27 protein-coding genes and 1 pseudogene are annotated in these 24,299 nt (G+C 41.0%); 6 read left to right on the forward strand and 22 right to left on the reverse strand.

The window, feature by feature from the left end; translation table 11 throughout:
* Window positions 1–28 precede the first annotated feature (28 nt).
* Window positions 29–1,279 (reverse strand): putative amidoligase domain-containing protein, encoded by a 1,251-nt coding sequence (locus J2T13_RS10000; RefSeq protein WP_429370767.1) that lies wholly within the window; start codon window positions 1,277–1,279, stop codon window positions 29–31.
* 147 nt (window positions 1,280–1,426) lie between these two features.
* Window positions 1,427–1,990: an outer spore coat protein CotE gene (locus J2T13_RS10005; RefSeq protein WP_429370768.1), complete on the reverse strand. Its 564-nt coding sequence runs from the start codon at window positions 1,988–1,990 to the stop codon at window positions 1,427–1,429.
* Between the two features lie 211 nt (window positions 1,991–2,201).
* On the opposite strand from J2T13_RS10005, the gene J2T13_RS10010 reads away from it, so the two are divergent.
* Window positions 2,202–2,972 carry a polysaccharide deacetylase family protein gene (locus J2T13_RS10010; protein WP_429370770.1) on the forward strand — a complete coding sequence of 257 codons (771 nt, stop codon included), beginning with the start codon at window positions 2,202–2,204 and terminating at the stop codon, window positions 2,970–2,972.
* Window positions 2,973–3,099: 127 nt separating this feature from the next.
* Here J2T13_RS10010 and J2T13_RS10015 read toward each other — a convergent pair whose 3' ends face one another.
* From J2T13_RS10015 to J2T13_RS10035, 5 genes are all read right to left on the reverse strand, one after another.
* Window positions 3,100–4,071, reverse strand: a complete 972-nt coding sequence (locus tag J2T13_RS10015; RefSeq protein WP_429370772.1) for an aromatic acid exporter family protein — start codon at window positions 4,069–4,071, stop codon at window positions 3,100–3,102.
* Between the two features lie 89 nt (window positions 4,072–4,160).
* The gene (locus tag J2T13_RS10020) at window positions 4,161–4,994 is read right to left on the reverse strand and encodes an ABC transporter permease (RefSeq protein WP_429370774.1); all 834 of its coding nucleotides are present in this window, start codon (window positions 4,992–4,994) and stop codon (window positions 4,161–4,163) included.
* A 17-nt stretch (window positions 4,995–5,011) separates the two neighbouring features.
* Entirely contained in the window at window positions 5,012–5,782 is a 771-nt protein-coding gene (locus J2T13_RS10025) for an ABC transporter ATP-binding protein (protein ID WP_429370776.1), read from the reverse strand.
* 30 nt (window positions 5,783–5,812) lie between these two features.
* Window positions 5,813–6,823 (reverse strand): ABC transporter substrate-binding protein, encoded by a 1,011-nt coding sequence (locus J2T13_RS10030; protein WP_429370778.1) that lies wholly within the window; start codon window positions 6,821–6,823, stop codon window positions 5,813–5,815.
* A 187-nt stretch (window positions 6,824–7,010) separates the two neighbouring features.
* On the reverse strand, window positions 7,011–8,528 hold the full coding sequence (locus J2T13_RS10035) for a carboxypeptidase M32 (protein WP_429370780.1): 1,518 nt from the start codon (window positions 8,526–8,528) through the stop codon (window positions 7,011–7,013).
* A gap of 207 nt (window positions 8,529–8,735) precedes the next feature.
* On the opposite strand from J2T13_RS10035, the gene J2T13_RS10040 reads away from it, so the two are divergent.
* From J2T13_RS10040 to J2T13_RS10055, 4 genes are all read left to right on the forward strand, one after another.
* Complete coding sequence (locus J2T13_RS10040; protein ID WP_429370782.1) at window positions 8,736–9,305, forward strand: beta-class carbonic anhydrase; 570 nt, start codon at window positions 8,736–8,738, stop codon at window positions 9,303–9,305.
* Between the two features lie 136 nt (window positions 9,306–9,441).
* Window positions 9,442–9,990, forward strand: coding sequence for a PadR family transcriptional regulator (locus J2T13_RS10045; RefSeq protein ID WP_429370784.1), 549 nt, complete (start codon window positions 9,442–9,444; stop codon window positions 9,988–9,990).
* Window positions 9,991–10,086: 96 nt separating this feature from the next.
* Window positions 10,087–10,512 carry a hypothetical protein gene (locus J2T13_RS10050; RefSeq protein ID WP_429370786.1) on the forward strand — a complete coding sequence of 142 codons (426 nt, stop codon included), beginning with the start codon at window positions 10,087–10,089 and terminating at the stop codon, window positions 10,510–10,512.
* A gap of 5 nt (window positions 10,513–10,517) precedes the next feature.
* The gene (locus J2T13_RS10055; RefSeq protein WP_429370788.1) at window positions 10,518–10,796 is read left to right on the forward strand and encodes a YxcD family protein; all 279 of its coding nucleotides are present in this window, start codon (window positions 10,518–10,520) and stop codon (window positions 10,794–10,796) included.
* 394 nt (window positions 10,797–11,190) lie between these two features.
* Here J2T13_RS10055 and J2T13_RS10060 read toward each other — a convergent pair whose 3' ends face one another.
* The 15 genes and pseudogenes from J2T13_RS10060 to J2T13_RS10130 all read right to left on the reverse strand — a co-directional run bounded on the left by J2T13_RS10060 (window position 11,191) and on the right by J2T13_RS10130 (window position 23,620).
* Window positions 11,191–11,511 carry a hypothetical protein gene (locus J2T13_RS10060; protein WP_429370789.1) on the reverse strand — a complete coding sequence of 107 codons (321 nt, stop codon included), beginning with the start codon at window positions 11,509–11,511 and terminating at the stop codon, window positions 11,191–11,193.
* 268 nt (window positions 11,512–11,779) lie between these two features.
* Window positions 11,780–12,628, reverse strand: a complete 849-nt coding sequence (locus tag J2T13_RS10065; protein WP_429370791.1) for a CPBP family intramembrane glutamic endopeptidase — start codon at window positions 12,626–12,628, stop codon at window positions 11,780–11,782.
* Window positions 12,629–12,918: 290 nt separating this feature from the next.
* Window positions 12,919–13,800, reverse strand: coding sequence for an alpha/beta fold hydrolase (locus J2T13_RS10070; protein WP_429370793.1), 882 nt, complete (start codon window positions 13,798–13,800; stop codon window positions 12,919–12,921).
* 70 nt (window positions 13,801–13,870) lie between these two features.
* Window positions 13,871–14,305, reverse strand: a complete 435-nt coding sequence (locus J2T13_RS10075) for a hypothetical protein (protein WP_429370795.1) — start codon at window positions 14,303–14,305, stop codon at window positions 13,871–13,873.
* A gap of 368 nt (window positions 14,306–14,673) precedes the next feature.
* Window positions 14,674–15,885 carry a helix-turn-helix transcriptional regulator gene (locus tag J2T13_RS10080; protein ID WP_429370797.1) on the reverse strand — a complete coding sequence of 404 codons (1,212 nt, stop codon included), beginning with the start codon at window positions 15,883–15,885 and terminating at the stop codon, window positions 14,674–14,676.
* Complete coding sequence (locus J2T13_RS10085; RefSeq protein ID WP_429370799.1) at window positions 15,824–16,282, reverse strand: carbohydrate ABC transporter permease; 459 nt, start codon at window positions 16,280–16,282, stop codon at window positions 15,824–15,826. Before J2T13_RS10085 ends, J2T13_RS10080 begins: the two co-directional genes overlap by 62 nt.
* 84 nt (window positions 16,283–16,366) lie before the next feature.
* Entirely contained in the window at window positions 16,367–16,675 is a 309-nt protein-coding gene (locus tag J2T13_RS10090) for a hypothetical protein (RefSeq protein WP_429370801.1), read from the reverse strand.
* Entirely contained in the window at window positions 16,669–17,721 is a 1,053-nt protein-coding gene (locus tag J2T13_RS10095) for an ABC transporter substrate-binding protein (RefSeq protein ID WP_429370803.1), read from the reverse strand. Before J2T13_RS10095 ends, J2T13_RS10090 begins: the two co-directional genes overlap by 7 nt.
* A 257-nt stretch (window positions 17,722–17,978) precedes the next feature.
* Window positions 17,979–18,326: a phosphotransferase-like protein gene (locus J2T13_RS10100; protein ID WP_429370845.1), complete on the reverse strand. Its 348-nt coding sequence runs from the start codon at window positions 18,324–18,326 to the stop codon at window positions 17,979–17,981.
* A 221-nt stretch (window positions 18,327–18,547) separates the two neighbouring features.
* Window positions 18,548–19,435, reverse strand: a complete 888-nt coding sequence (locus J2T13_RS10105; protein WP_429370805.1) for a class I SAM-dependent methyltransferase — start codon at window positions 19,433–19,435, stop codon at window positions 18,548–18,550.
* Between the two features lie 92 nt (window positions 19,436–19,527).
* The gene (locus tag J2T13_RS10110; RefSeq protein ID WP_429370807.1) at window positions 19,528–19,935 is read right to left on the reverse strand and encodes an Rrf2 family transcriptional regulator; all 408 of its coding nucleotides are present in this window, start codon (window positions 19,933–19,935) and stop codon (window positions 19,528–19,530) included.
* 84 nt (window positions 19,936–20,019) lie between these two features.
* Complete coding sequence (locus tag J2T13_RS10115) at window positions 20,020–20,925, reverse strand: NAD(P)/FAD-dependent oxidoreductase (protein ID WP_429370809.1); 906 nt, start codon at window positions 20,923–20,925, stop codon at window positions 20,020–20,022.
* A gap of 182 nt (window positions 20,926–21,107) precedes the next feature.
* The gene (locus tag J2T13_RS10120; RefSeq protein ID WP_429370811.1) at window positions 21,108–21,665 is read right to left on the reverse strand and encodes a GNAT family N-acetyltransferase; all 558 of its coding nucleotides are present in this window, start codon (window positions 21,663–21,665) and stop codon (window positions 21,108–21,110) included.
* 203 nt (window positions 21,666–21,868) lie between these two features.
* Window positions 21,869–22,648: pseudogene (locus J2T13_RS10125) on the reverse strand (aldo/keto reductase); the annotation flags it as partial.
* Between the two features lie 579 nt (window positions 22,649–23,227).
* The gene (locus J2T13_RS10130) at window positions 23,228–23,620 is read right to left on the reverse strand and encodes a group II intron maturase-specific domain-containing protein (protein ID WP_429370813.1); all 393 of its coding nucleotides are present in this window, start codon (window positions 23,618–23,620) and stop codon (window positions 23,228–23,230) included.
* Window positions 23,621–23,910: 290 nt separating this feature from the next.
* Here J2T13_RS10130 and J2T13_RS10135 point away from each other — a divergent pair.
* Window positions 23,911–24,299, forward strand: a 389-nt coding sequence (locus J2T13_RS10135; protein WP_429370815.1) for a phage integrase N-terminal SAM-like domain-containing protein, incomplete at its 3' end; no start/stop codon positions are given.

Below are 24,299 nucleotides of genomic sequence, written 5' to 3' on the forward strand. Positions count from 1 at the left end.
CCCGTATTTGTACTTAAGTTGTTATTTATTATAGCACAGGAACATTCCATAGCGGACGGATATCCCTTGATTCATCCCATGTATTGCCTCGTAACATATGATCTAGAAGGGGATCTATATATTTAGCGTACTGTGGATAGTCCGTAAGAGATATCATATCTTGAAACAGAGGATGAATACAATCCTGTAAGATTTGTCTATTGCCCTCATAATAAGCCTTATGAATCGTTTCACGGTTTAAAGGACGTCGTACGAGCTGTTTGTAATTCCTCACAATTAAATAAGCCATGTATACGATTCCCTTTGCCACAAGTGGCGAGACTAGGAAACTAGGCAGCGTGCGATACTCGAACCCACCATGAGGTTGTCTTCTAAAGTCCCCTAGGAAGCCATACTTAGGTCTTCTATTTAAACAGGATATATCCTCTAGTAGCACTATAGGAAGAGCTAGATAGTTATCTAAGACATGGAGAAGTGATGGTGTCAGCACAATCCCACTAAAATGCAAATGACCTCCTAAGGGCAGCCCAGGAATCGGCATCCCCCCAGCTTGCCAGATGAGCGAACGATCCTCAATCAAATAGCTAGCGGTAGCCATGGCATGCATGAGTTCAACCAATAGGCCTCTTGGTTGCATACTTGGATTCGGGCGTAGCTCTGCTACAGGGTAAGAGGTCATCCCCTCGATATGTACAGCATCACAACCTACCTCACCTTCACGATCAAGGAATTGGGAGGCTGGAACCATCTTCCCTGCACTCTGGTCTACCAGCAGAAATTCTGGATCCATCCCCATCATCAGCTCTATACCTTGTACTTCTTCAGCCTGAAGTGCATCCTTCATATCTCCAGCCTGTTGCTTATACTGTTTAACCCATTGGGGATCAGTCAACTTCGAGGCGGGCGTGATCTGTTCTAGGACGTAGCGTCGGTCACCTGAAGCCGACAGGATAACCTCACCCGCGGCTAAGCCTAATGTATACAAACATCGAATCGCTACCTTCTGTAGCCGCTGCAACCATTTGTTCTGCACATCTATATCCTTAGCTATCGGAAACAATGTCCTTCTTATCCCTTTTGAACCCCCACTTTCAATCACACTGATGTGAAATACGCGCAAATAATATATCTGAATAACATATCTGCGACGAAATGAAGTCTGGTCGTGTAATGTTGTACTTGGTAACAGATGTGATTCTATACCTGATCGAATAAGCCAAGCATGACGAACAGCAAGGGGCATGGACTCATAGCGGCGAACGCCTTGGTTCAATTTCATCTCCACCTTTTTAGAGGTTGTAACAATCATGTCTGTGAAAAACGCTTTATACCCAAAAATAAAAATAAAAAAAGAGGGCATACGCCCTCTACGCCGCCGCCCTCGTTACATATACTACTGTATACTTCTTGTTACAATCCCCGATGATTACAGGTCGTCATCCAGTGTGTCGGGGTCAAGATCATCGTAATCTACAATTCCATCATCCGCGAACTCAAATTCTTTGTCTTCATAATCTCCACAGCCATTCGTGCAGATCTGAACGCATACTTTAGTCTCAGCTACTAATTCAACTGAGAATTCCCTTTCAACGCGGATGATGACACTGCCCCCTCCTGAAGATACACTGGCTTCGACACAACTTGGTTCCTGCGATGCCTCAGCAGATACCTCCACTGTTGAAGTCCGGTGTTTAGGGTCTAGATACGATAGCGGTACAAAATCTACATAGGGTACTGATTCCTTCGCAACGTCGGTTTGAGAGTTTTTGTCATAGGAATACCAAATGTTGATGTCGTAAGTACCAATAACTTCAATTCCGTCCCCGGCAGAAACCGCTTCGTACTGGTGATTTATAATCCAAGCACCTAGTATACTAGTCGGGTTATGAGGTGGAGTTACGGTATGTGTTACGGTAGAGAACTTACGACCTTTGCCGCAGATCGCTTTCGTAATAATCTCTCTACATTGATGTTTACGGCTTAATGACATCTTTGAACCTCCTCCATACAATCATTCACTATTAAGTGTATGCAGGACATGGGCGAATGTTGAATATATTGGTATAAATAAATTTTGTGAGGCAAAAATAAGATCTTTGCGAATGATTCTCTTATGCATATTAGCAGTTATAAACGCGCACAATAACTGCTAATGACACTATAGAGTTTATTTATTTAGAACATATTAAAGGTGGGTTACAATGAATAGAGTAAAAAAGTCTCACATATTCTGCCTGTTTATCACTCTAAATTTCATATGTATAAACATTACTTTTGCTGAGCCCAATTCTACTGTCAGTAAAGGAAGAGAGTATTATGAGAAACGCGGAGAGATTGTGTGGGAAGTACCGTCAGCTAATAAGCAAATTGCGCTTACCTTTGATGATGGACCTGATTCTATAAAAACACCGAAAATTCTTGATTTACTGAAACAATATGAAGCAAAGGCCACTTTCTTTGTTGTGGGTAATCGCGCTGAGAAACTACCTGACATCGTAAAGCGAGCACAACAGGAAGGACATGAGATTGGAAATCATTCCTACTCCCATCCCGCCTTTAGTCGCTCCTCCATAAAAGGGATGAAATCAGAGTTAGATCGAACACAAGAGATTATCTACAAAGCCACGGGACACAAAGCCACGCTGTATCGTCCACCTGGTGGAAGCTACAACGAATCCGTTGTTAACATTTGTAAACAAAATGAATTATTAATGATCCTATGGTCATGGGATCAGGATACCAAGGATTGGGCCAGCCCCGGGGTAGGGAGAATTGTTAATAAAGTAATTCAGAATGTACACGATGGCGATATCATTCTTATGCATGATTATGTTCACAAAAGTTCACAAACCGTTGAGGCCTTAGCAAAAATATTACCAGAGCTTAAACGAAGAGGATATTCCTTCGTCACAGTATCTGAGCTACTCACCAATAAAGAGGAATCGGACAACCATATAAAGGCTACGAAATAATATGTGTTGCTTATGAACAGATACCCTTTCCTATTAAGTCACTCGACAGGTCCTCTACCTAATATGCAGAATAAAAGCCTGAAGCATGCCTCTACAGCAGCTTTCTTTGGGCTTCTATTTCCTGGCATCAGAACACTCTAACTTTCCCTTGCTCTGGTACAGAGGCTTTATTTTTTTTAGCTATTTTCAGATACAAGGATAGTTCACGGCATAGTTGTAGAATCGAGGATCGAACTTCAAACTCTTCTCTTGTTGTCGGAAGATCCATTGTTTTGAAATCCTGTTCCAATTGACTTAGTAAAAGTTCCGTACGCCCAGTGTATTGCTCTTCAGTCACATCGCCACTTAACTGCTCAAATAGCTCAGCCACTAGATCTGCTTGGGGCAGCTTCTGGTATACATCCGCAATTAGCTGCATCATCAGCATCATCAAATCTAGTTGTTCTCTCCGCATATAAAAGTATATATTCCATGCCTCATCCGGATGAACCATCTGGTTCTCCATCGCTCGATCAGCTGCTATAGCGCCGCTCTGGATAGCTTTACTCGCTTCAATAATTTCATTTCCATTCCATATGTACTCTGGATCACGTAACGTACGACCCACATGGCTAAAAATAACCGCGAACAGCCCGTCCACTTTTTTGCGAATATCCATCATCTGTTCTCCGCCTCTAGGCATATAGATCATATTCACAATCATCGCAGACCCAAGCCCAATCACAAGTAATTCGATTTGTGTAACCAATGTATTAAATGAGACATTTCCACTACCAAACACACGGAACACTACGACTGAACTCGTCACAATACCTTCTTTGAAGCTTGACCTTACAATCAGCGGAAATCCAAACAATACATATAAAGCAAGTACCCAGTAATGGAAACCAAATAGTAGAAATAATCCACACGCAAAAAGAAGCCCCACTAGCGAGGCAAAAAATCGAGCTGTAACGGTCCTAAGACTTCTTTTGCGCGTCACCTCCACGCCCAGTATTGCTAATAACCCTGCCGATTGAGGATTGGGAATCCCCAATGCGTTAGCAACCATAATGGACATTAGCGTGGCAATCGCTGTTTTGATCACTCGAAACCCCATGAGGACCCTCCTCTGTTCATTATAAAATGTCTTCTCATGGTACTAAATTTTAAAGATCTATACAATGTGACATGTCACCTCATTAGCATTTATCGGTGTGACATTAACTTATGCTCCATATACACAACAAGCTGGTACATCAGTGTAGCAACAACTGCAATCACAAATAAGCTTGCCAATACGAGGGTGAAGTTAAACACTTGAAAACCGTATATAATCAAATATCCAAGCCCCATCTGCGCCACTAGGAACTCACCAACAATAACCCCTACCCAAGATAATCCTACATTCACTTTTAAAGTTGAGATAATGGCTGGGAAAGAAGCTGGAAAAATAACTTTACGAAACACTTGTGATCTAGAACCTCCGAACGTTCGCACCACCTTAACTAGATTGGCATCCACTTCTGAGAAACTATTGTAGACAACAAGCGTTGTTATGATCACTATCACCGATAACGTCGTAATGACGATAGCTAGAAATCCTGCGCCGAACATGACGATAAATAGCGGCCCCAGGGCAACCTTCGGCATGCTATTGAACACAACCATATAAGGATCTAACACCTTAGATAAGAAAGGCGACCACCAGATCAGTACGGCAAGCAGTGTACCTAACAAGGTCCCTAGAATGAACCCCACCACCGTCTCTCCAACTGTAACTGCTAGATGCCCCCATAGCTCACCGCTAACGATATCTTTCCAGATTTGTTCGAATATTCTCGTCGGATAGCTGAATAACAGGACATCAATCCATTTGAATCGCCCTGCTGTCTCCCATAAGGTGAAAAAGAGCAGCAATATTCCCATTTGTACTGAGAACACGCTGCGGCGTTGTTTCTTTTGAGCTTTAAGTTGCTCTTGGTATATTTCATCAAGCCAACTTTGCTCAACAGGAAGGCACTTATCCATCCTCGTCCTCATGTTGACCAACACCCCCTCTATACACTTGTACTATCCATTTCGCTCCATATTTCATGAAACAGCTCTTGAAACCCTGCTTGATCACGTGCATCAAACGGAAGTGCATCCCTTATATTATCCGGTACTTCGAACATCCGACGAACCGTTCCCGGGTTGGCATCCAGAAGAATGACGCGATCACTCATCGCAATCGCTTCAGATAAATCATGAGTAACTAGAACAGCCGTCTTATCTCGAGCTCGTAGAGTCTTTACGATCAGATCCTCCAGTTGAAGTTTTGTCTGATAGTCAAGCGCGGAGAACGGTTCATCAAGTAATAACAGACCCGGTTCTGTCGCTAATGTACGAACGAGTGCTACCCGTTGTCGCATACCACCTGAGAGCTGTGGAGGATAAAATTTTTCTTTACCCGCGAGTCCCATTTCTTCTAATAATTTCGAGGTCATCTCTACGCTTTCTGGTGTTATTCTATGGGTTAATTCCAGTCCTAACAGCGCATTATCCATGATGGTTCGCCAAGGGAATAAGTAGTCTTGTTGGAGCATATACCCCACTTCTGGAGAGGGTCCCTCAAGTTTATTTCCGTAGATGAGAGCCTCCCCAAGAGTTGGAATAATGAGCCCCGCAATAATAGATAGAATGGTCGTCTTCCCACATCCACTCGGACCTACGAGACTGACGAATTCGCCCTCAGATACCGTGATTTGTAGATCATTAACAGCTAGAGAGGCCTCTCGATCCGTAACGTAGACATGTGCGACATGATTCAATTCAACTACGGGAAACATGAGCACTCTCCTTTCGTTTGATAAGCCAAGTTAATCTGAGGAAGCTTTTGCCTTATCTGCAAAACTGTTGTCAACAATGACTTCAGGGGCTACTCTCTCCTTCAATTCTCCTGCATTCTCCATAACATCAAGAAGATTGTTCCATTCCTTGTCGTCAAGGACAGGATCGGTCGCATAAGTCCCTTGTTCTTGATATCTTTTAACCGCTGAGACAACAATATCGCGATCTGTATCTTTAAAATATGGCAGAATAACATCAGTAATCTCTCCGGGGCTATGTCCCGCTACCCAAGTCTGAGCTTTCTGTATAGCATTCGTAAATTTCTGCACGGTCTCTGGATTTTTCTTAATAAAGCTCTGTTTACTCATAAACACCGTATAAGGAAGGTGTCCGCTCTCTACCCCGAAAGAAGCTACCACATGTCCTTTACCTTCTTTTTCAAAAATGGAAGCCTGGGGTTCGAATAATTGCACGTATTCACCTGTACCGGATGCAAAAGCAGCTGCTATGTTGGCAAACTCAATATTCTGTATTAATTCCAAATCCTGATGAGGATCAATACCCTTCTTCTTCAGCGCAAACTCTCCCGCCATTTGTGGCATTCCACCCTTACGCTGCCCTAGGAACACGCTCCCTTTCAACTGATCCCAAGCAAATGTCCCACTCTTCTCCCTAGCAACAAGGAATGTTCCATCTGTCTGCGTCAATTGTGCGAAGTTAATAACCGGGTCCTCCGATCCTTGCTGATACACATAAATCGACGTTTCCGAACCTACAAGTGCCACGTCCACGGCATTCGATAACAACGCGGTCATCGTCTTATCTCCACCAAAAGTGGTCTGGAGTTCAACATCTAATCCTTCCTCCTTGAAGAATCCCTTCTCCAAAGCGACATACTCAGGAGCATAAAATACAGATCTAGTCACCTCACCAATCTTCACCTTGGTTACCGAGTTCTTATCTCCACATCCTGTAGCTACTATCCCGCACAGGAGAAGAATAGATATCGCAGTTGCTAACCCTTTCGTTCCTTTCCTCATCGTTATCCCTCCATTCTTCTACTTTGATATAAGGCATCATATGCATGAGCCTAGAAAAGGTTAAAGTATCTTGTAGAAATGAATCGGTAGAACAGCAAACAGCCCTCTGCAGTGAATGCAAAGGGCTGTTTATTGGTGAAGCTTCTATATGAATTCTTATCTTATTACCATAAAGTTACTCAATGAATTAGAACTTATAGATTTCTTTATACTTTTCTTCCAAATAATCCGCTAGATAATCTGGATTTAGGTCTTCGCCTGTGATGGCAAGGATCAATTCAGAAGGTGTACGGCTCTTTCCATATCGATAGATTTTGTCCGTAAGCCATTCTTTAATTGGCAACAACTCGCCGTTCGCAATATATTGTTCGAATTGTGGCAATTCTTTACGCATCGTATTTATAATTTGTGCTGCATACATATTACCGAGAGAATAGGAAGCGAAGTAGCCGAAATCTCCACCGGACCAATGAACATCTTGCAGTACACCTAATCCGTCATTCGGAGGTGCAATTCCAAGATACTCCTCGTATTTCGCATTCCATACTTGAGGTAGATCTTTGACAGACAATCCTTCATTAAATATCATCTTCTCAATCTCATAACGAATAATAATATGAAGATTGTAAGTTAATTCATCAGCTTCAATGCGAATCAGTGAATTCTCCACACGGTTCACTGCCCGATAGAAGTCTTCCATCTTCACGTCTTGCAATTGCGGGCCAAAATGTTGCTGTAAATCGCTGTAATAACGTTCCCAGAATGAACGACTACGTCCAATCATATTCTCCCACAAGCGAGATTGCGACTCATGAATCCCCATCGACGTTCCTTCTGCAAGAGGAGTGCCCGCCAAGTTTGCATCAATGTTCTGTTCATATAACGCGTGTCCACCTTCATGTAAAGAGCTGAACAATGCACTAGTCACATCATCAAGTAAGTAGTGTGTTGTGATTCTTACATCTCCAGGGTTCAGTCCTGTTGCAAATGGATGTACACTTTCATCTTGACGACCTGCTTCGAAATCATAGCCCATTTGTTCTAATATAAACAACCCGAATTTCTCTTGTTGTTCTTTCTCAAAAATTTGATTTAAGAATTCATTATCCGGTTGATTACGCGAGGCCTTAATAGCTTCAAGAAGAGGGACCAATCTACCGCGTAACTTGCTGAATACTTGATCCAACTTCTCCACAGTCATATCAGGCTCGTACATGTCAATCAGTGTATCGTAACGTGTTCCCTTGACTCCCCAGTATTCGATAAACTCCTGCTTCATGTCCACAATTTTACTCAGATAAGGTTCGAAGCCCTCGAAATCACTATTTTCTTTAGCATCTTCCCATAACGTCTGGGCATGCGCTGTTAGCACTGAATACTCCTGAAATTTTTTGGCGGGAATTTTTTTATTCCGTTCATACTCTTTCTGACAATCAAGAATAATTCTCCGATCGATATCATCAAGCTGATCAGCTACATTTGGATTTGAAAGGTATTCCAAATATCCTCCCATCTCATCTGAAATTTGTAGCTTAAACATTTCTGTATCCAGCATTCCAATCGTTTCTGAGCGAACTTCAGCTCCCTTGCGTGGAGCTCCTGTCCGAAGATCCCAATGAAGTAAAGCTACAGCCTCGTAATAACTTCTTATTTTTCGAACGAGTTCTTTGAATTGTTCTAATTTAACCTTTACATCATTATCCATTTTTAGCACACCTCACAAATTATTTTTCTTCTACCCTCTTGATGATACTTTTTGCAAAAAGTATAATCAACTTTAATACATTGTCCTGAATTTGAAGGATTACGCTATTTCTTTATAGAACAAGTGTCTTATACTTACTACTATATTGTAGATAATCAAGCTTGTTTAGTCATTTATAAACCATTCCAAGGAAGGACGAGATGCCTTATGAGTCACATTAACGAAATCATGGAGTTCAATCGTAACTTTGTAGAAAAGAAAGAATATGAGCCCTTTTTAACTAGTAAATTTCCTGATAAAAGAATTGTTGTGATTACATGTATGGATACTCGCTTAGTAGAACTACTACCCAAAGCCATGAACTTCAAGAATGGTGATGTAAAAGTAATCAAGAATGCAGGAGCTATTATTTCTCAACCTTTTGGAAGTGTTATGCGAAGCGTGCTTGTCGCTATATATGAACTAAACGCAGATGAAGTATTTGTGGTTGGTCATTTAGATTGCGGTATGGCAGCGTTGAATGCGGACCGCATGATTAATTCAATGAAAGAACGTGGCATTCCCGATACTGTATTGTCCACACTTGAGAACTCAGGGATAAAATTAACAAAATGGTTACGAGGATTTAGCGACATAAAAGAAGGGATAGTTCATACTGTTGATGTCATTAATAAACATCCATTATTACCCACTAACACACCTGTTCACGGTATGATCATTGATCCAGCGAATGGGTCATTGGAACTTGTAGTCAATGGCTATGATCACATTTATTAAGATACGAATTAAACCGATGCGAAAGATTTTCTTTCGTGTCTTTTTTTTGTCCAAAGATCCATTGGTTGCTAAGCGTACAGTTTAAGTGTACACTTTTTGTATTGTAAAATTCATTCAATATAGGAGCTAAAGACTCATGAATACACTCTCTTACGGTTTACTTGCCTTTTTATCACGAGCCCCATACTCTGGCTACGACCTCATGCTGAAGCTTCAGCCCTACTGGCCAGCTAAGCATAGTCAGATCTACCCCCTACTATCCCAAATGGAGTCTGATAAGCTTCTTACTTCTACTTGGATTAAACAGTGTGAGAAACCCGATAAGAAAATTTATAATATCACAGAAGATGGAATCCGTAAGCTCAAAGAATGGATGTATATTCCTGCGGCTGATCCCATTGTCCGGGATGAATTGAACTTGAAGACATATTGTATGCATATGACAAATATAGACAATGCTATTGATATTATTGAGAGAAGAGAAACTTACTATCTTAAGCGATTAGACATTTATAATCTGCTATTAGAAGATATGCCTGAGGAGAACCGGGAATTCGGAAAACATGAATTTTACGATTATCTGCTCATACAAAAGGCTATCTATAGTGTTTCAGCAGGACTTGAGTGGACTCGTTTGATGATAGAAACATTAAAAAATCAACGTACAAAGCAACAACAAAATTAATTATATTAATATTGAAACTTTTAAGAATCTCGTACGTATTATTTCTCATGCGTATACTATAAATACACAACATACTTATAGGGGGTACTTCAACTAATGAAGAAATGGATTATGATTGTTATGGCATTCACACTAATATTCGCAACAATTGCACCAGCTAGTGTAGATGCAAGACGTGGTGGGGGTTTCAAATCGACTCCTAAATCTTTCACGAACACGCCTAAAAAATCAACAACGAATAGCAATGTCTCGAAGTCTACTACCAACAAAAGTTCAACTGCTGGAACGACTGCTAAGCGTGGATTCTTTAGCGGCGGCGGCTTGATGAAGGGGTTAATGATTGGTGGTTTAGCAGGTATGTTATTCGGAGGTATGTTCGGTAACATGGGCGCTATGGGTGACTTTTTCGGATTATTAATTAACGTTCTAGCTATCTATGTACTCTTCACCATTGCACGCGCAGGATATAGAGCTTACAAGAATCGTCGCAAACCTGCAGATGATCGTGACGGAAGGTACTGATTAATATGGTTTTAAGCATGGATGAAATCATTAACGCCATTTGTCTGCACATGGCGGAACGTAAAGCTGTACGTCCTACGGATGTAACGGTCGAACTTAGTTGGGATGAAGAAGATGGTTATACCGCTGAAGTATGGGTGCAAGGTCGCAATCAGTTTCTAGTGGAATCTAACATGATTGAAGCGATTCTTCGTTATCTACAAAGTGAATATCAAGTTCGCGCTTATCGTGAGCAAGTAACACTTGATTTAGATGAAGAAATCACTGCCATTGTTAGAACTTAATGTCTGTTAAATAAGGGGATGTCCAAGAGTCTGCAAAGACGAATTGGACATCCCCTTTTACTTTGTATTTGGATAGGGCCATGTACAGAATTGGGACAGATGCTCCATCGGCTTCTCATATTCCTTCTCCAACGCATCGGTCATTATCTCACTATTACGTTAGGCGATACCAGACAAAGGTATGATGCTTTTTATGCAAGATTTGATGCAGTTGATGACCATTTCAGCGTTTTACAGGTGATTGAATCCAAGTAAAGTGAAAGAGACCTTCAACACCATGAATGTGGACTTGAAGGTCTCTTTTATAAGCTATATCCTACCTACGGAGATACGGACTAATTAAGTATCTGTGAATAGTCTGCGAGTCTGCTATGCTATTGTTTGAACTTACCATTCATTCATTCTTGTATATCCGATCCATGAAGCGAGACCCGCGAAGCTCATATCCAGCCGCATTAGCATCCTTCAACATTTCTTCAAACGGCTGACTGATCATAAAGGTCATCATAATAAGCGATAGCTTATTTAACTTCTCATCGACAATTTGTGCCGATTTCACTACATTATCTTGTGTCAGCTTTAGTGCGTTGTTTTCTAGAATGGCTGTTGCTATGGAATAAGAGAATCCACCTGAAATAAGAATGGAAAGAATAATTACAGCTAAGAAGGCAATTCTCAGCTTATTACGTAATGAAATTCTCCTCAAACTACCCAATATATCACGTCCTCATTGAAAATTTATCTGTAGTCTGATTATGTCACTCTACTCTTGCTTCTACAACGCTTCAACTTGATTAAAGTGGATCCACCGTACTTGAATAGTTGATTTACTATATGTCTATATGGATTTAGAACATGATCATGATTAGACTACTAATTCTTGAACTGCGGGTGGCGTAAGTTATATAGTAAATAAATAAGACAAGTCGAATTCTTAATGTATAAGAATTCGACTTGTCTTACGTTGTTAACGAAAGTCCGTGCTAAATATCTTTAGGGATCATCATATTGTTGGATTGTCTTCTATAAGCTCTTATTCCAAATCCAACAGCTAAGTATAAAATTGAAGTCATGATTCCGCTGATCGGTGAAATAAGAATTTCTTTCCCTGATGCTATGCTGATATAACCTGATATAACTAAAGGATTTATCAGCGAATCCTCTATCGTATGTAATATAACACACGGCCAAATTGACTTTGATACCCTATAAAGCTCAATATACATAACGGACCAACATGTCATTGTCATAATTGCTACAACGATAAATATTGTTTGGTTGACAGGTAGCACTAGCTGCAAGTCTGCCTCCGATAAAAAGACCAAGTAATATGGAATATGCCATATTCCCCAAACGAGTCCAACGATCAGATATATTTTCCAGTCCTTAAGATTTAATTTATCGAGTTGTGAAGTAAGATAACCCCGCCATACAGTCTCCTCAAAGATATTTTTAATAAAGCCAATTAACAAAGTACTGCCAAACGCCCAAATAAAAGCTTTGATATTAAATCCAGACAAGTCAATCCATTTCGTAGCAGCTCCGACGATCAACACGATTACTGTTACAACAGGATAAATCAAGACAGAAGTCAAGTACCATCGTGAATTTCTTTTGAAATTTGGCTTGAAGCCAATATCTTTCCAACCAACCTTTGAACATATTATTATTGCAATGGCAGTTAACATAGGAAACACCAACCATACCCCCATACCGAGAGTATCACCTTTGGGATGTTCGGGAAGGACAGAGTCCACAAGAACACCTATCCAGCCGCTGAAAACAACTACAATAACAAATAGAACAATATAACGAATTACTTTTTTATTCATAGAACCTCCCATTCAATTCGTTTTAGGGATGCGGCGTAGCCAGGATCTTCGAATTTACCCACAATTATTTCGTGTTGCTTATGTATTTTAAAGTTGTACCATGCTGTACTCTTATCTATGATATGATTCCTGATCATTTCATACAAATACCTTATGTATCTCGCCATATGTCATATTCTCTGGAAAGCTTTCTACTAACTTTACTTCCTCAATTTCATATCCCTCTGTTAAATCTCCCAACTCAATGATCTCAGAGTAAAATAATTGCCCATACCTTCTAAATCCGTCCATTATAACTGAGTATCTTGTAAAAGAGATGCCTTAAATACTTCCACGTCTGAGTCAATTCTTGAACTACACTCATTATTCTCAGTTCCAGTTAATTTACAACTCCTTAAAAATTCCGAATACATCAATTTCCTATCCGACGTATTCCAAAACAAACTATGGCCTGACTTAACCCGATAGAGTTTAGCTTTAGCAAGTTGAGAACTTATCCAAACAGCACCTTCAATCGGAGCTGCATCATCTGCTTCTCCATGCCATAAGTCTATTGGAAATTCAATTTCCGAAAAATTAATGTCCCATGGATCATTTATCATTTCAGTCTCGATAACGCTCTCTTTAACACCCTGTCGATGTGCTTCAATGATCTGTTTATCATTTACTCTTTTCGCTTGATAAGTCATAGCTTTAAAGAGCAGTTCTAATAGGAATGGAGAATGTTTACTTAACGTGAATCCTAATCTATTGATCTTGTTCATCTTCTTTTTGTATCTCAACATATTTATAGGTGATGGCGTAGAGACCAGAAATACATTCAGTAATTTTTCAGGAATCATTTCTGCACAAGCTATAGCGTATGGTGCTCCACCTGATATTCCGGCGACACCAAATAAATGTATTTGCAAGTGATCAGCCAGTTCTGACAAATCAAATGACCAATCTTTGAATGTTCTTTTTTGTTTCATATCGGATTGACCATATCCAGGTCTATCTACAGTAATAATTCTTACATTCAAATCAATCGCTGCATCATCTTCATCATCAAACAACAATCGAGAACCCGGAGAACCATGAAAAACAAATAAGGGAATTCCATCAGAAACACCATACTCAGTGTATCCCAATTGTCTTCCATCTTTCAGAATGATAATTTTATCCTTTTTCATAACCATTGCATCTCCCTTTTTCTTATAACGTTTATAGCTCAATTTTTATTATTGTTTTACGCTGATTTTGCTAACGTTGTGTATTCAGATAATCATGTATGTATTTCGTAATTTCTTTATTGTCCTTTACTAAGATTCTCTTCACTGAATATTCCTCAGTTATTTCCATGATTTCTTTTATATTATCTTTATCAAATTCCTTATTCCATATAAATAGCATGTCATATAGGTTTCTGTAGGATTGTTTATAATTACTCTGTTCTATCCCAAGTCTTGTCCTGATAAACCTTAGAATTATTCTAATATCCCTCACGAACTTATTAGGTTTAATTAGAAATATGAAGTCAGCCTGCCTAAAACTTTCAATTGTCCAACTATAATGTACACCTTCAATAATCCACGCTGCTGTACTAACTATTTCATTAATTTTGGCATCTCGAACTTCAACCTTATGTCTACTATTTTCTACCGTTCTGTCTGTCCCAAACAAAATTATCAGTTTCATAGTTTATTATTTCGTATTTCTTCGACAATTCTTTTGCAATATAAGACTTCCCACTCCCACAAGCTCCAATAATACGGATCTTAATATGGATCGCTCCCTTGTAACTTCATCATTATCAAAATTTGTATATCCATATTCTAATCTTGATTCTTTATCTAAGGGATAATATTGAATGTACCCTATTGGTTTTCCTTCAAATTAACAATACATCTATTCTCATTATCCACCTTATAAAAGGCAAGATTTCCAATGAATATAATCCATGCAAGACAAGTGCGTAAAGTAAAATGATCTCATTGAATATACATTAGAATAACGATTATTGTGGTCTATCTAACTCCGCATGGCGCGCAATTCCCCCAATACACTCATAGGCGAAGCACTCCTTTATTCGCTGGCTTACCATCATATTCCGATGGGCTGTAACCCGTAATTGATTTGAACACTTGACTGAAATAAGTAGGATTCTGAAAACCAACCCTCTCACTAATTTCGTAGACCATGTACTTACCCGTACTGATTAATTCAATCGCCTTGCGAATCCGGAATTTGTTGAAATAAGTCACGAATGGCTCGCCAGTGACCCGCTTGAAAAGTTGGCTTAAATAATTACGATTCACGTGAAGACTGGCCGCAATCCTTTCCAACGAGATGTCCTCATGGTAGCATTTTTCAATATAATCCTTAATTACCCTATCCACTAAAGCATGGCTTTTCTTACCGCCTTGTTCTTCTTGAATTTGAGCGACCATCCGCGCAACTGTATCATTCATCCATTCTAGCATTGTTGAGACGGATCCGAATCTGGTCAGTTGTAGTAGTATATCTTCTAGGCCATGATTCGTCGTTTCTACCTGTGTCTCGATAGTAAACGAGGCAGTCCATAGTACGCTTAATATCCCAGAACAGACTCCTTTACTAACGGAAAGCGACTCTTTACTCCTCGCCATCTCATTTCTTAACTGCTTCCATTGATCATAGGCCTGCTGCCACTGTTTCTGAAAGATCGCATCGTGGAGGTAGCGTACTGTATCCATGGAGACACTCTTGTCTGGCTCCGCTAAGCTAATGGACGTAAAGGCATAGACTCGATTCCACTCGTTCATTTCCGCAGTCTCCACAGCGGTACGGCTTTCCAAGTATGAATCTATCAATTGGTGATAGCCATCACGGACGGATCCGAGCCCAGCTAACACGGACAATTTCATATACTGAAGAATATTTTCTAGCATCGCATTCGATATTTCAATGATGAATTCCTGCTTTTGTTCGTCCTGAGTTGGAACACCCATAAAAATAATGAAGAACTCTTGGTCCGAATATTCCAGAACTTCAGCAGACAAGAGTGAATGACCTTTCAGATTTAAATTCAACATTTCCCGTATAATGTTCCCTGTTCCGAAACGTAGTAATTGCCAGTCTCGTTCTCCTCCTGGTGCAGAGAGATTCGGACGAACGAGGCTGAACGTCAAAACCTGTACCGTTGTCAAGTTCGGCAGTCCCATAAATGCAATTCTACTAGCTGGTAGCTCCTCCGGTCGGTAACGAGTAGACAGTAAATCCCGGAAAAGGGTATTCAAGTATTCCCTCTTTATCAAATACTTGTTTCCACAATACAGAAATAGCTACGCTTCCGCCAAGCAAAGACGGAATATAATAAATGGTGCGGTAAAAATTAAGATATCTCATCCCTTGATTAAGCAATACGGCCAGACCGAGTGCGAATGCAAGACGCGTCGGAACCGACAGGAACACATATTGAAATGTGACCTTAATGGAGTCACTCATACGGAAATCCTCAGTGAACATCGTCTTATAATTAGCGAAACCAACCCACTTGGGTGTCGACAGCAAGTCATAATTCGTAAAGGACAAATATAACGATGCGATGATCGGACTTAAATATAGAAAGATAAAACCGATTATCCATGGTAACAGAAATAAATATCCAGCCATATAGGTTTTGTATTTTCCCATGTGTTAGCTCCCCTTCTTAGGAAAAGTGAGCCCCTAGAGGCTCACCATGATCCAATATATTTGGTGTAGCTTAAGATCAATGTATTATTGCAGCTTCGCTTTTTCGAGTAATTTATCAAATTCCAACATGAATTCATCAACCGCTTTGTCGATTTCCTGAGCACCGAAGGCTACTTTCTCACTTGTTAACAAGAGCAGTTTCGTGAATTCGTTATCGAGAGGAAATTGCTGATAGATTATTGGTGGAGCTGTATCTGATACCAATGAAACATAATCATAAAGTACTTTATCGACGGGTGTAGACTGCGCAGCTAACAAATCGCGAATTTCTCCCGCTGGAGGAACGCCTCTGGAACTTCCTAGGATGACGCCAGCTTCAGGATCGTTCACCATAAAGTTAATAAATTTCGCAACCTCTTCAGCTCTGTACTTGAATAGGACGTGATGTATTGACCTGAGATCGGTGGGATCATTCCACTACCGGCAGAACCATTCGGGAACATGATCAACCCAAGTGTATCTTCCGTCAGTTCTTGATAACCGTATATTTGGGAAGCTGCTACACTTTGAATAGCAACTTGCCCTTTCACAACTAAAGATTTGTCTACCGCTGAAGAAGGGCTGGCAACTTGAACGTCAGCAGGTACGACAGCTCCCGCTGCACGCAGCTCTTCCCATATCGTAAACCAACTGATAATATCTTCTTTCTCGAAAAGACGTGCACCATCACGATACAATTCTTTACCATTGCTCCCAAGATATGATCCTAACGTTGCAGCATCGCTCGAAAGGTCGTACACACCATAATTGCCTTTACCCAATTTTTCAGTAATCGCAATGGAAGTGGTCTTCAATTCATCATACGTCCAACTTTCTGTTGGGACTTCTACGCCCGCTTTTTCGAACATACTCGCATTGTACAGTAATCCTGAGGAGCTAACCCCCAGCGTAACGCCATATAATTTACTATCAAAGGTAGCAGATTCCACTAAGGTTGGATTAAAACCCTCTAGGTTAATCACATTGCCCACATAAGGAGTCAAATCAAGCATTGCTTTCTTATCCACGTATTCTTTAATATTGCCGCCCATTTGGATTAAATCCGGTGCGTTACCAGCGGCAATCTGGGTGTTCAGCTTAACCATATACCCGTCAAACCCTGAGTATTCGCTTGTGATTTTGATGCCCTTATTTTTCTGCTCGAATAGCTCGATTGCCTTCAGTGTCTTTTCATGCCTCTCATCTGATCCCCACCAAAACATGCGAAGTTCTACGGTCTTAACAGGCTCCTCAGGCGGAGCTACCTCAGATGTGGTTGATGCAGGTGTTGTTGATGGTGATGCACTCTCCTTGTTTGTTTCATTTGTACCATTAGAACAAGCAGATATTAGCAGGACTAGGATGATCACAAACATCGAAATTACTTTTTTCTTTAACATGTACCAACCCTCCTTCGACTTTGACTACGCTTTCATTATAAGGAAGATGGGTCATAATAAACATAAACAAAAGTAAGGAAATCGTTAAGAAAAATCAGTTATTGTTTCTCTGTAGTCTAAGTAAGAAAAATGCCCTCTTTGAATTACAATCATATCAATTTCACTTTCCTATTGAATATCCTTCAAATAATCTAGTTGGGTAATCGCGATGAAATGGCATACTTTTTGTCACGATGCTTGATCTGGGAGGGGGAAGGCTAGCAGATATTCGCGGCATCAGGGCAACCGCGCAACCAATCCAACATGTGGTTTACACATTCATCCAACCATCCTTCCATTTCTGGAATATCTAATATTACATGATCAACAATTACATTCAACCCTGATTCACTAAATGTAGCGATACTTTTATGCATGCCTGAAACACTCATTCTAAGAGTAGCCCAATAATCTTGTTTCAAGTGTTTTTTAGGTGCAATGTCTTCAAATGCATCAAGTGAAAAATGAAAATATGGTTCAACTAACATTTCTTGAAGTTTCTTTGTCAGACTTGTCTTACCGGAGCTTGAAGTTCCATTAAGACAAATGATATGTCCTTTAGCAATTAATCACTATTCGACACGCTATTTGATTTCCCCTATTTTTTTCTCCCAAGACAGGGGAAATCATCCTCCACCAAACTCAATCAAATGGAAGCTGCAAAAAAAAGGGAGATCAGAATATAACATTCCAGTCTCCCATGCCTTGAAGTCAAGTGATTGATTCACTTTTGTATGTATGCTAATCATATTCGCCCACTGACCACTTCATATGACGGACGTTGTCCTTATTCTCTGGTGTACATATTCTGATCCTGCAATCGAATAAGCACCTTACCAAAACGACCGCCCTGCCTTATGCCCACTTTATCAGACGGATAAGTCCGTTCCAAATACGAGGCTACGATTTCTCGGTTCCGATCATCCGCAGGTAGACCATACATGCCCAACCAAGTCATAACCTCCTGGAGCGCTGTTTTTCTGGATACCTCCGTTGTTTTCATTTCCCGAGTTACGAGTGACTCATAAGAATAGCCTTTGATATAAAGAAGGTGGAGCAAGTATGCCATCTCCGAATGTTCGGTATCGAATGGCTGGTCCGTGACCAAAGGCCAAACTTCATTCACTAGACTGTGATCTATGGAACCTGCAGACAGACTGATATAGCAAAACTGCTGTGCGCAGCTTAGTACCTTCTCTACACTCTCCCAATCAACAATAACTGGGCACATGGAGACAAAGACGAGATCAAAGGCTTTTCTCCAGCCCTTTGCCTGAACATCAATATCTTCAAACGGCTCTGACACAACCTCAACCTTACCATTGGTTAGTCCAGTGATATTTTCCACCAGTAACTCGGCCAGGGGAAGACAAGGCTCTACGGAGGTAACACTAGCCCCTCTCTCCGCAAATGGTACTGAAAATCCTCCTGACGCTGCTCCAATGTCGAGAATGGAGGTATCTTTGAATTTCACTCCTTGCCCTTCGAGCCAATTCATAATCCGTTTTGTTCGTTGTCTTCCTTCTTCATTAAAAGCCTGCTCATTAAACGAGCTCGCTTTATGGTCAAAAGCATGTGCTGCATCAATTCCAGCACTTTTCATCTTGTTCACTCTTGTATAAATGTCATCCTTCCAAGCTTTTTCCCAGATGGCTTCATTAAAAAAATCATTCATCCTGATTCCTTCTTTCCATTTTAATATCACTCCACATTAAAGAAGACTTCAAAGATATATTATGTCTTTAATTAATTGAAAAATAAGACGTTTTACCAAACGATCTTATTCTTGTTTTTTTTGGCGAGATCAAACATGGTCTGATTACGCAAATGTTCTTCCATCTTTGCTTCTGCCGATAGCACAACCTGCTGAATTGGACATTCCGATCCATGATCGAAGCTACAATCGAACAAGGAAGCAGTCCCTTCAACGGCGTGAATAATATCTAGGAACGATATGTTTTCCCAATTCCGTTTTAACCTATACCCGCCATTAGCACCTGAAGCAGATTCAACCATTCCCGCCTTGACTAGCTTGGTTAATATCTTGGATAGATAGGTAGGGGAAACGTTTTGCCGATCTGCCAACTGCTGCACACCAATAGGTTTATTCGGAGTGGCCGCAACAAGAAAGAGCATCGTGTGAAGGGCATAATCCGTAGCTTTCGAGTATTTCATTCTAATTCATCCACCTTAATAATAGACTTTGCACATCTATAATAACTTTTATAAAAGTGCATCGTCAAGTATTTCTATACGTGATCAGAATTTGAACTCCTCCTCCGTCAATTCCAGGTTAATGCTTGCAGCGACAGTAGTACCGGCGGCCGCAGACACAATCAACTGCGAGGGAACCCCGGTACTCGCTTCACCGGCTGCAAATAATCCAGGTACCGTACTTTTTCCCGTTCCATCAGTAAGGATCCCACCTAAATCTGTTGTATCATAACCAAGCTCTTGTCTAAAAGCAACCTGTGGCGCCCACTGAGGTGTCACGAATCCACCCGTTCTGTCTATCCGTGAGCCGTCTGTGAACTCCACCTGCCGCAGCTTACCTTCACTGCCGTGAAATGCTGCTACTTTTTGTTCCGATACGATAATATGTCTAGAAGCCAGCATTCGTTTTTGTTCGTCCGTCAGAACACTACGGCCATTGGTGCAGATTACAAGATCACGACTCCAATTGTAGAGCAATTTAGCCAAATGGTACACGTTAGGATTATCTGATAACACAAACAACGGCTGGTCTCGCAGTTCCCAACCATCGCAATAGGGGCAATAAAAGAGGCTTTTACCATATAGTTCCTTAATACCTGGAATGTCTGGTAACGTTTCTTTTAGACCTGTGGTGATCAGCAGTTTGCGGGATTGAATCGGTTCATCTTCACCGCTAGTAATCAGGAAACCATCATGAAGCTTGCGTATATCCGTTACTTCTGCGGGATGATGCTTAACCGAAGGATATCGCAGCACCTCTTCGTAAGCAATTCGCCGGAATTCAGCTGGTGTAACGCCATCCTGCGTAAGAAAACCATGAGAAGCATGCGTTACCGCATTTCGTGGTTTATTGTTATCAAACAGTACCACATTTCTCCTCGCTCTGCCCAGCAACAATGCCGCATTGAGTCCCGCGGGGCCCCCGCCGATAATTGCACAATCGTAAATCATGTTTTGTCCTCCTTATATATTCAATCTAACGGATCAAGTATATAACAGATTCATTATGTCTGCAATTAAAATATCCAAGTACATCCATATTGTGAAATACTGTAAACGAAATGAATCGAAGCTTAGTTAATGAAAAAGGGCTGCCTCTTTGGCAGCCCTCTCATTGTTGAACTATATTTAGCTTAGCTCTCGCTTTCATATTCTTCTTTTAATATTGAATAATGAAAGCTATCCGTGAGTTCCCCTTTTATCATATGGTTTCTCCGTAGTGTACCTTCGTGTTTCATACCTAGGCGACTCATGAGTTTTGCAGAAGCGGTATTTCTTATATCCGTTGCGGCAAATACACGCTCTACACCAAGTACATTAAATGCTAATTCAAGTATTAATTTTCCTGCTTCTGTCATGTAGCCATTCCCCCAGTAATGCCGACTCAAGGTATACCCTAATTCTCCACCCTTGGTCTCTTCATGCACTCTGAACTCGACTACCCCGATCATTTTGTTGGTTTCTTTTAACACAAGAGCATATTTGCCGATCGGCTCTTCTAGGTAATAGTTTGCTAATACCCGCTTCGCTTGGTCAACATCTTTATAGGGTTCATAAATGAAACGTGTAGTTTCTTCGTCAGATGTAAATTCATACAGATCTTCAGCATCATCAATTGAACACGGACGTAAAATGATTCGATCACTTTCCATCCGACTATGCATAATCAATGAAAGGTTTTTATTTTTCATACTCTCTCGCCAATCCTCTCGAACACCTTAGTTAGTACATATATGTTACTATGACAACAATCCTTTGCAAAGGAAATAAATATAACTATACTTTACTTTCGTTCGTTAGATCTACAACAATTCAATCACTCCAAGGAGTAAAAAATCCGCTTAGCAAACCTGGTCAAGCTTGCTAAGCGGATCTTATAACTTAACCCAAGAATTTAAATCTGTGGATAGCGGGCTCCAGTGGCGATTCCCTTGGGTGAGATACGTTCGATTTCAGCGAGTTCCTCTTTGGATAGCGCTACGTTCAGGGCACCGATATTCTCAGCAACACGTTCTAGACGCTTCGTACCCGGGATAGGAACGATCTGCTCTCCTTGGGATAATAGCCAAGCCAACGCCAGTTGAGAGGACGTACCACCCTTGTATGCGGCGAATTTCTCTATAAGGGCAACTACTTCCATATTTCTATTGAAATTCTCTCCCTGAAAACGCGGAAAGTTTCGGCGGTAGTCATCTTCCGGCAAATCCTCGAAGGTCTTGATTTGCCCCGTAAGGAAGCCTCTACCCAATGGGCTGTAAGGAACAAAGCCAATGCCCAGTTCCCGTAAAACAGGCAGCACCTCGTCCTCAACTTCCCGGCTCCATAGAGAGAATTCTGTCTCGACAGCGGTCAGCGGATGAACAGCATGGGCACGGCGAATCTGATCAGGCGAGGCCTCAGACAGACCGATATAACGGATTTTCCCTTCTCGGACAAGTTCAGCCATTGCACCAACCGTTTCCTCAATCGGCGTATTCGGATCAACGCGGTGCTGATAATAGAGATCAATATAATCGACACCTAGCTGGAGAAGGCTGGCATCGACCGATTTCTTAACATAAGCTGGGTGTCCCAGTAGGGTCATATTAGGCGACACAATGCCAAATTTGGTCGCAATGACAGCTTTGTCTCGGACCCCCTTTAAGGCCCGCCCGACCAATCGTTCATTCCCGCCAAACTTTCCTTTTCGAACAAAATCATCCCCGTAGATATTGAACTGCCCCCCGAATAGTGGACACTTTTAGAAAAAGTGGATCCATTCGGGGTTTTAGCAAAGGAACATATTTAACTGTGTATCATAAAAGCATAAGTGATACCTATAATAGACTTTTGATTTTTGCTAATGACAAAGGGATAACATTACAGGGATTTTGCTACGAAGAAGTTTTGTTAGATGACCTGATGACCTATCAGTTAGAGGCTATGAAGAGTATAACTTTCACTATGTGGCCATCCTTTTCGTGCCCCCAGCTTATCAGCGTATTTCAGCATCCTCGAGTAATCTTTATTCTTGCTGTTGGAGTAGTTATTGAGCGCCTCTTTCACTACATTTGAATCTAGTTTATTTCTTTATTTCATGCCTGCCTGAAAAGTATCATTGTCAAAAGAGAATTTTTTTTTATTGGTGGGTAGTTAGCTAGAGACGTAAGCGTCAAATACAGCCCACCTTTCATGAGAAGATACAGTCAACCTTGCTTCGACTCTACTATTCGAGGGGTTATAATCCCTTCCTTCTTATATAAGGGTGAGAATTCTACCCAATTGAAGCTCTCTGGCTCCTTCGATTTAGCCATTTATACAGAATCTTCATCATTGCCATATAAAATTTGCTCAAACTCTTGTAATTTCCAATGAGTCCATAATAATTATAGTAGCCACGAAGTTTTCTGTTTAGTTTGGGGATCAAGTTACGTATCCGATTATTCCGGTTCTCTTTGCACCATTCTTTGAATGCCACGATTAATTTCCTTAGCTTACTTCGGGATGTTCCTCGCTTCAGACTATCTTTCCCTTTTCGTGACTTCCCCCACCGAAATTCAAATCCTAGAAATTCAAACGTTGTATTCTCTTTTTGTCGAAGCCGTGAGAAGCTGATGATGTGCCAAGATTGGACTGATGACTCCACCTTGCGGGCAAGGACTTTCACCTTGTAAGATGAGCCAAACTTCTTGGCGTACTAACGTTCCCGCATTCACGAACCCTCACCGACTTAAATGCCGAAGGCCTGGGCGTGATGCGCTTAGTCGGTGCAGGGTTGTCGCCTGCTTCATCTTCCCCGAAATCCCTCTTGGTGACGACCAAGGGACGCTTGCAGCCTGCCGCGTGAATGAATTGTTGAACTAAACCGCTACGCGGTAGCTTTTTAAATCCTACAATCTTTCACTGCCATTTTCTAAACCTTCCTTTATCATCTAGTGAAAAAGGAGGTTGTTATTTATGCAAGATTTGATTCAATCTATGACGGTTTCAATGGAGTTACGAGGGTTTGCCCAAAGCACTCAAAAAATTTATCTGGCGCACTTGAAACGCTTCTATTCGTTTTGTGGCAAGGCACCTGCATCCGTTGGATACGATGAGGTTCGCGCTTTTCTTCATCATGCTATCTCAATAAGAAAACTGAGCTCTGCCTATGTGAATTCCGCCTATGGGGCCATTAAGTTTTATTACCAGTCCGTGCTTTTCCGTGAATGGAACATGCTACATATTCCGAGAGTGAAGAAGAAATCCTTTCTCCCCACGATACTGACCTTTCAGGAAGTATGCCAGATCCTCGATGCGACTCACAATCTCAAGCACAGAGCTATTCTTACTACCATTTACTCGGC

Source organism: Paenibacillus sp. DS2015 (assembly GCF_050433705.1).
Taxonomy (GTDB): Bacteria; Bacillota; Bacilli; order Paenibacillales; family Paenibacillaceae; genus Paenibacillus_AQ.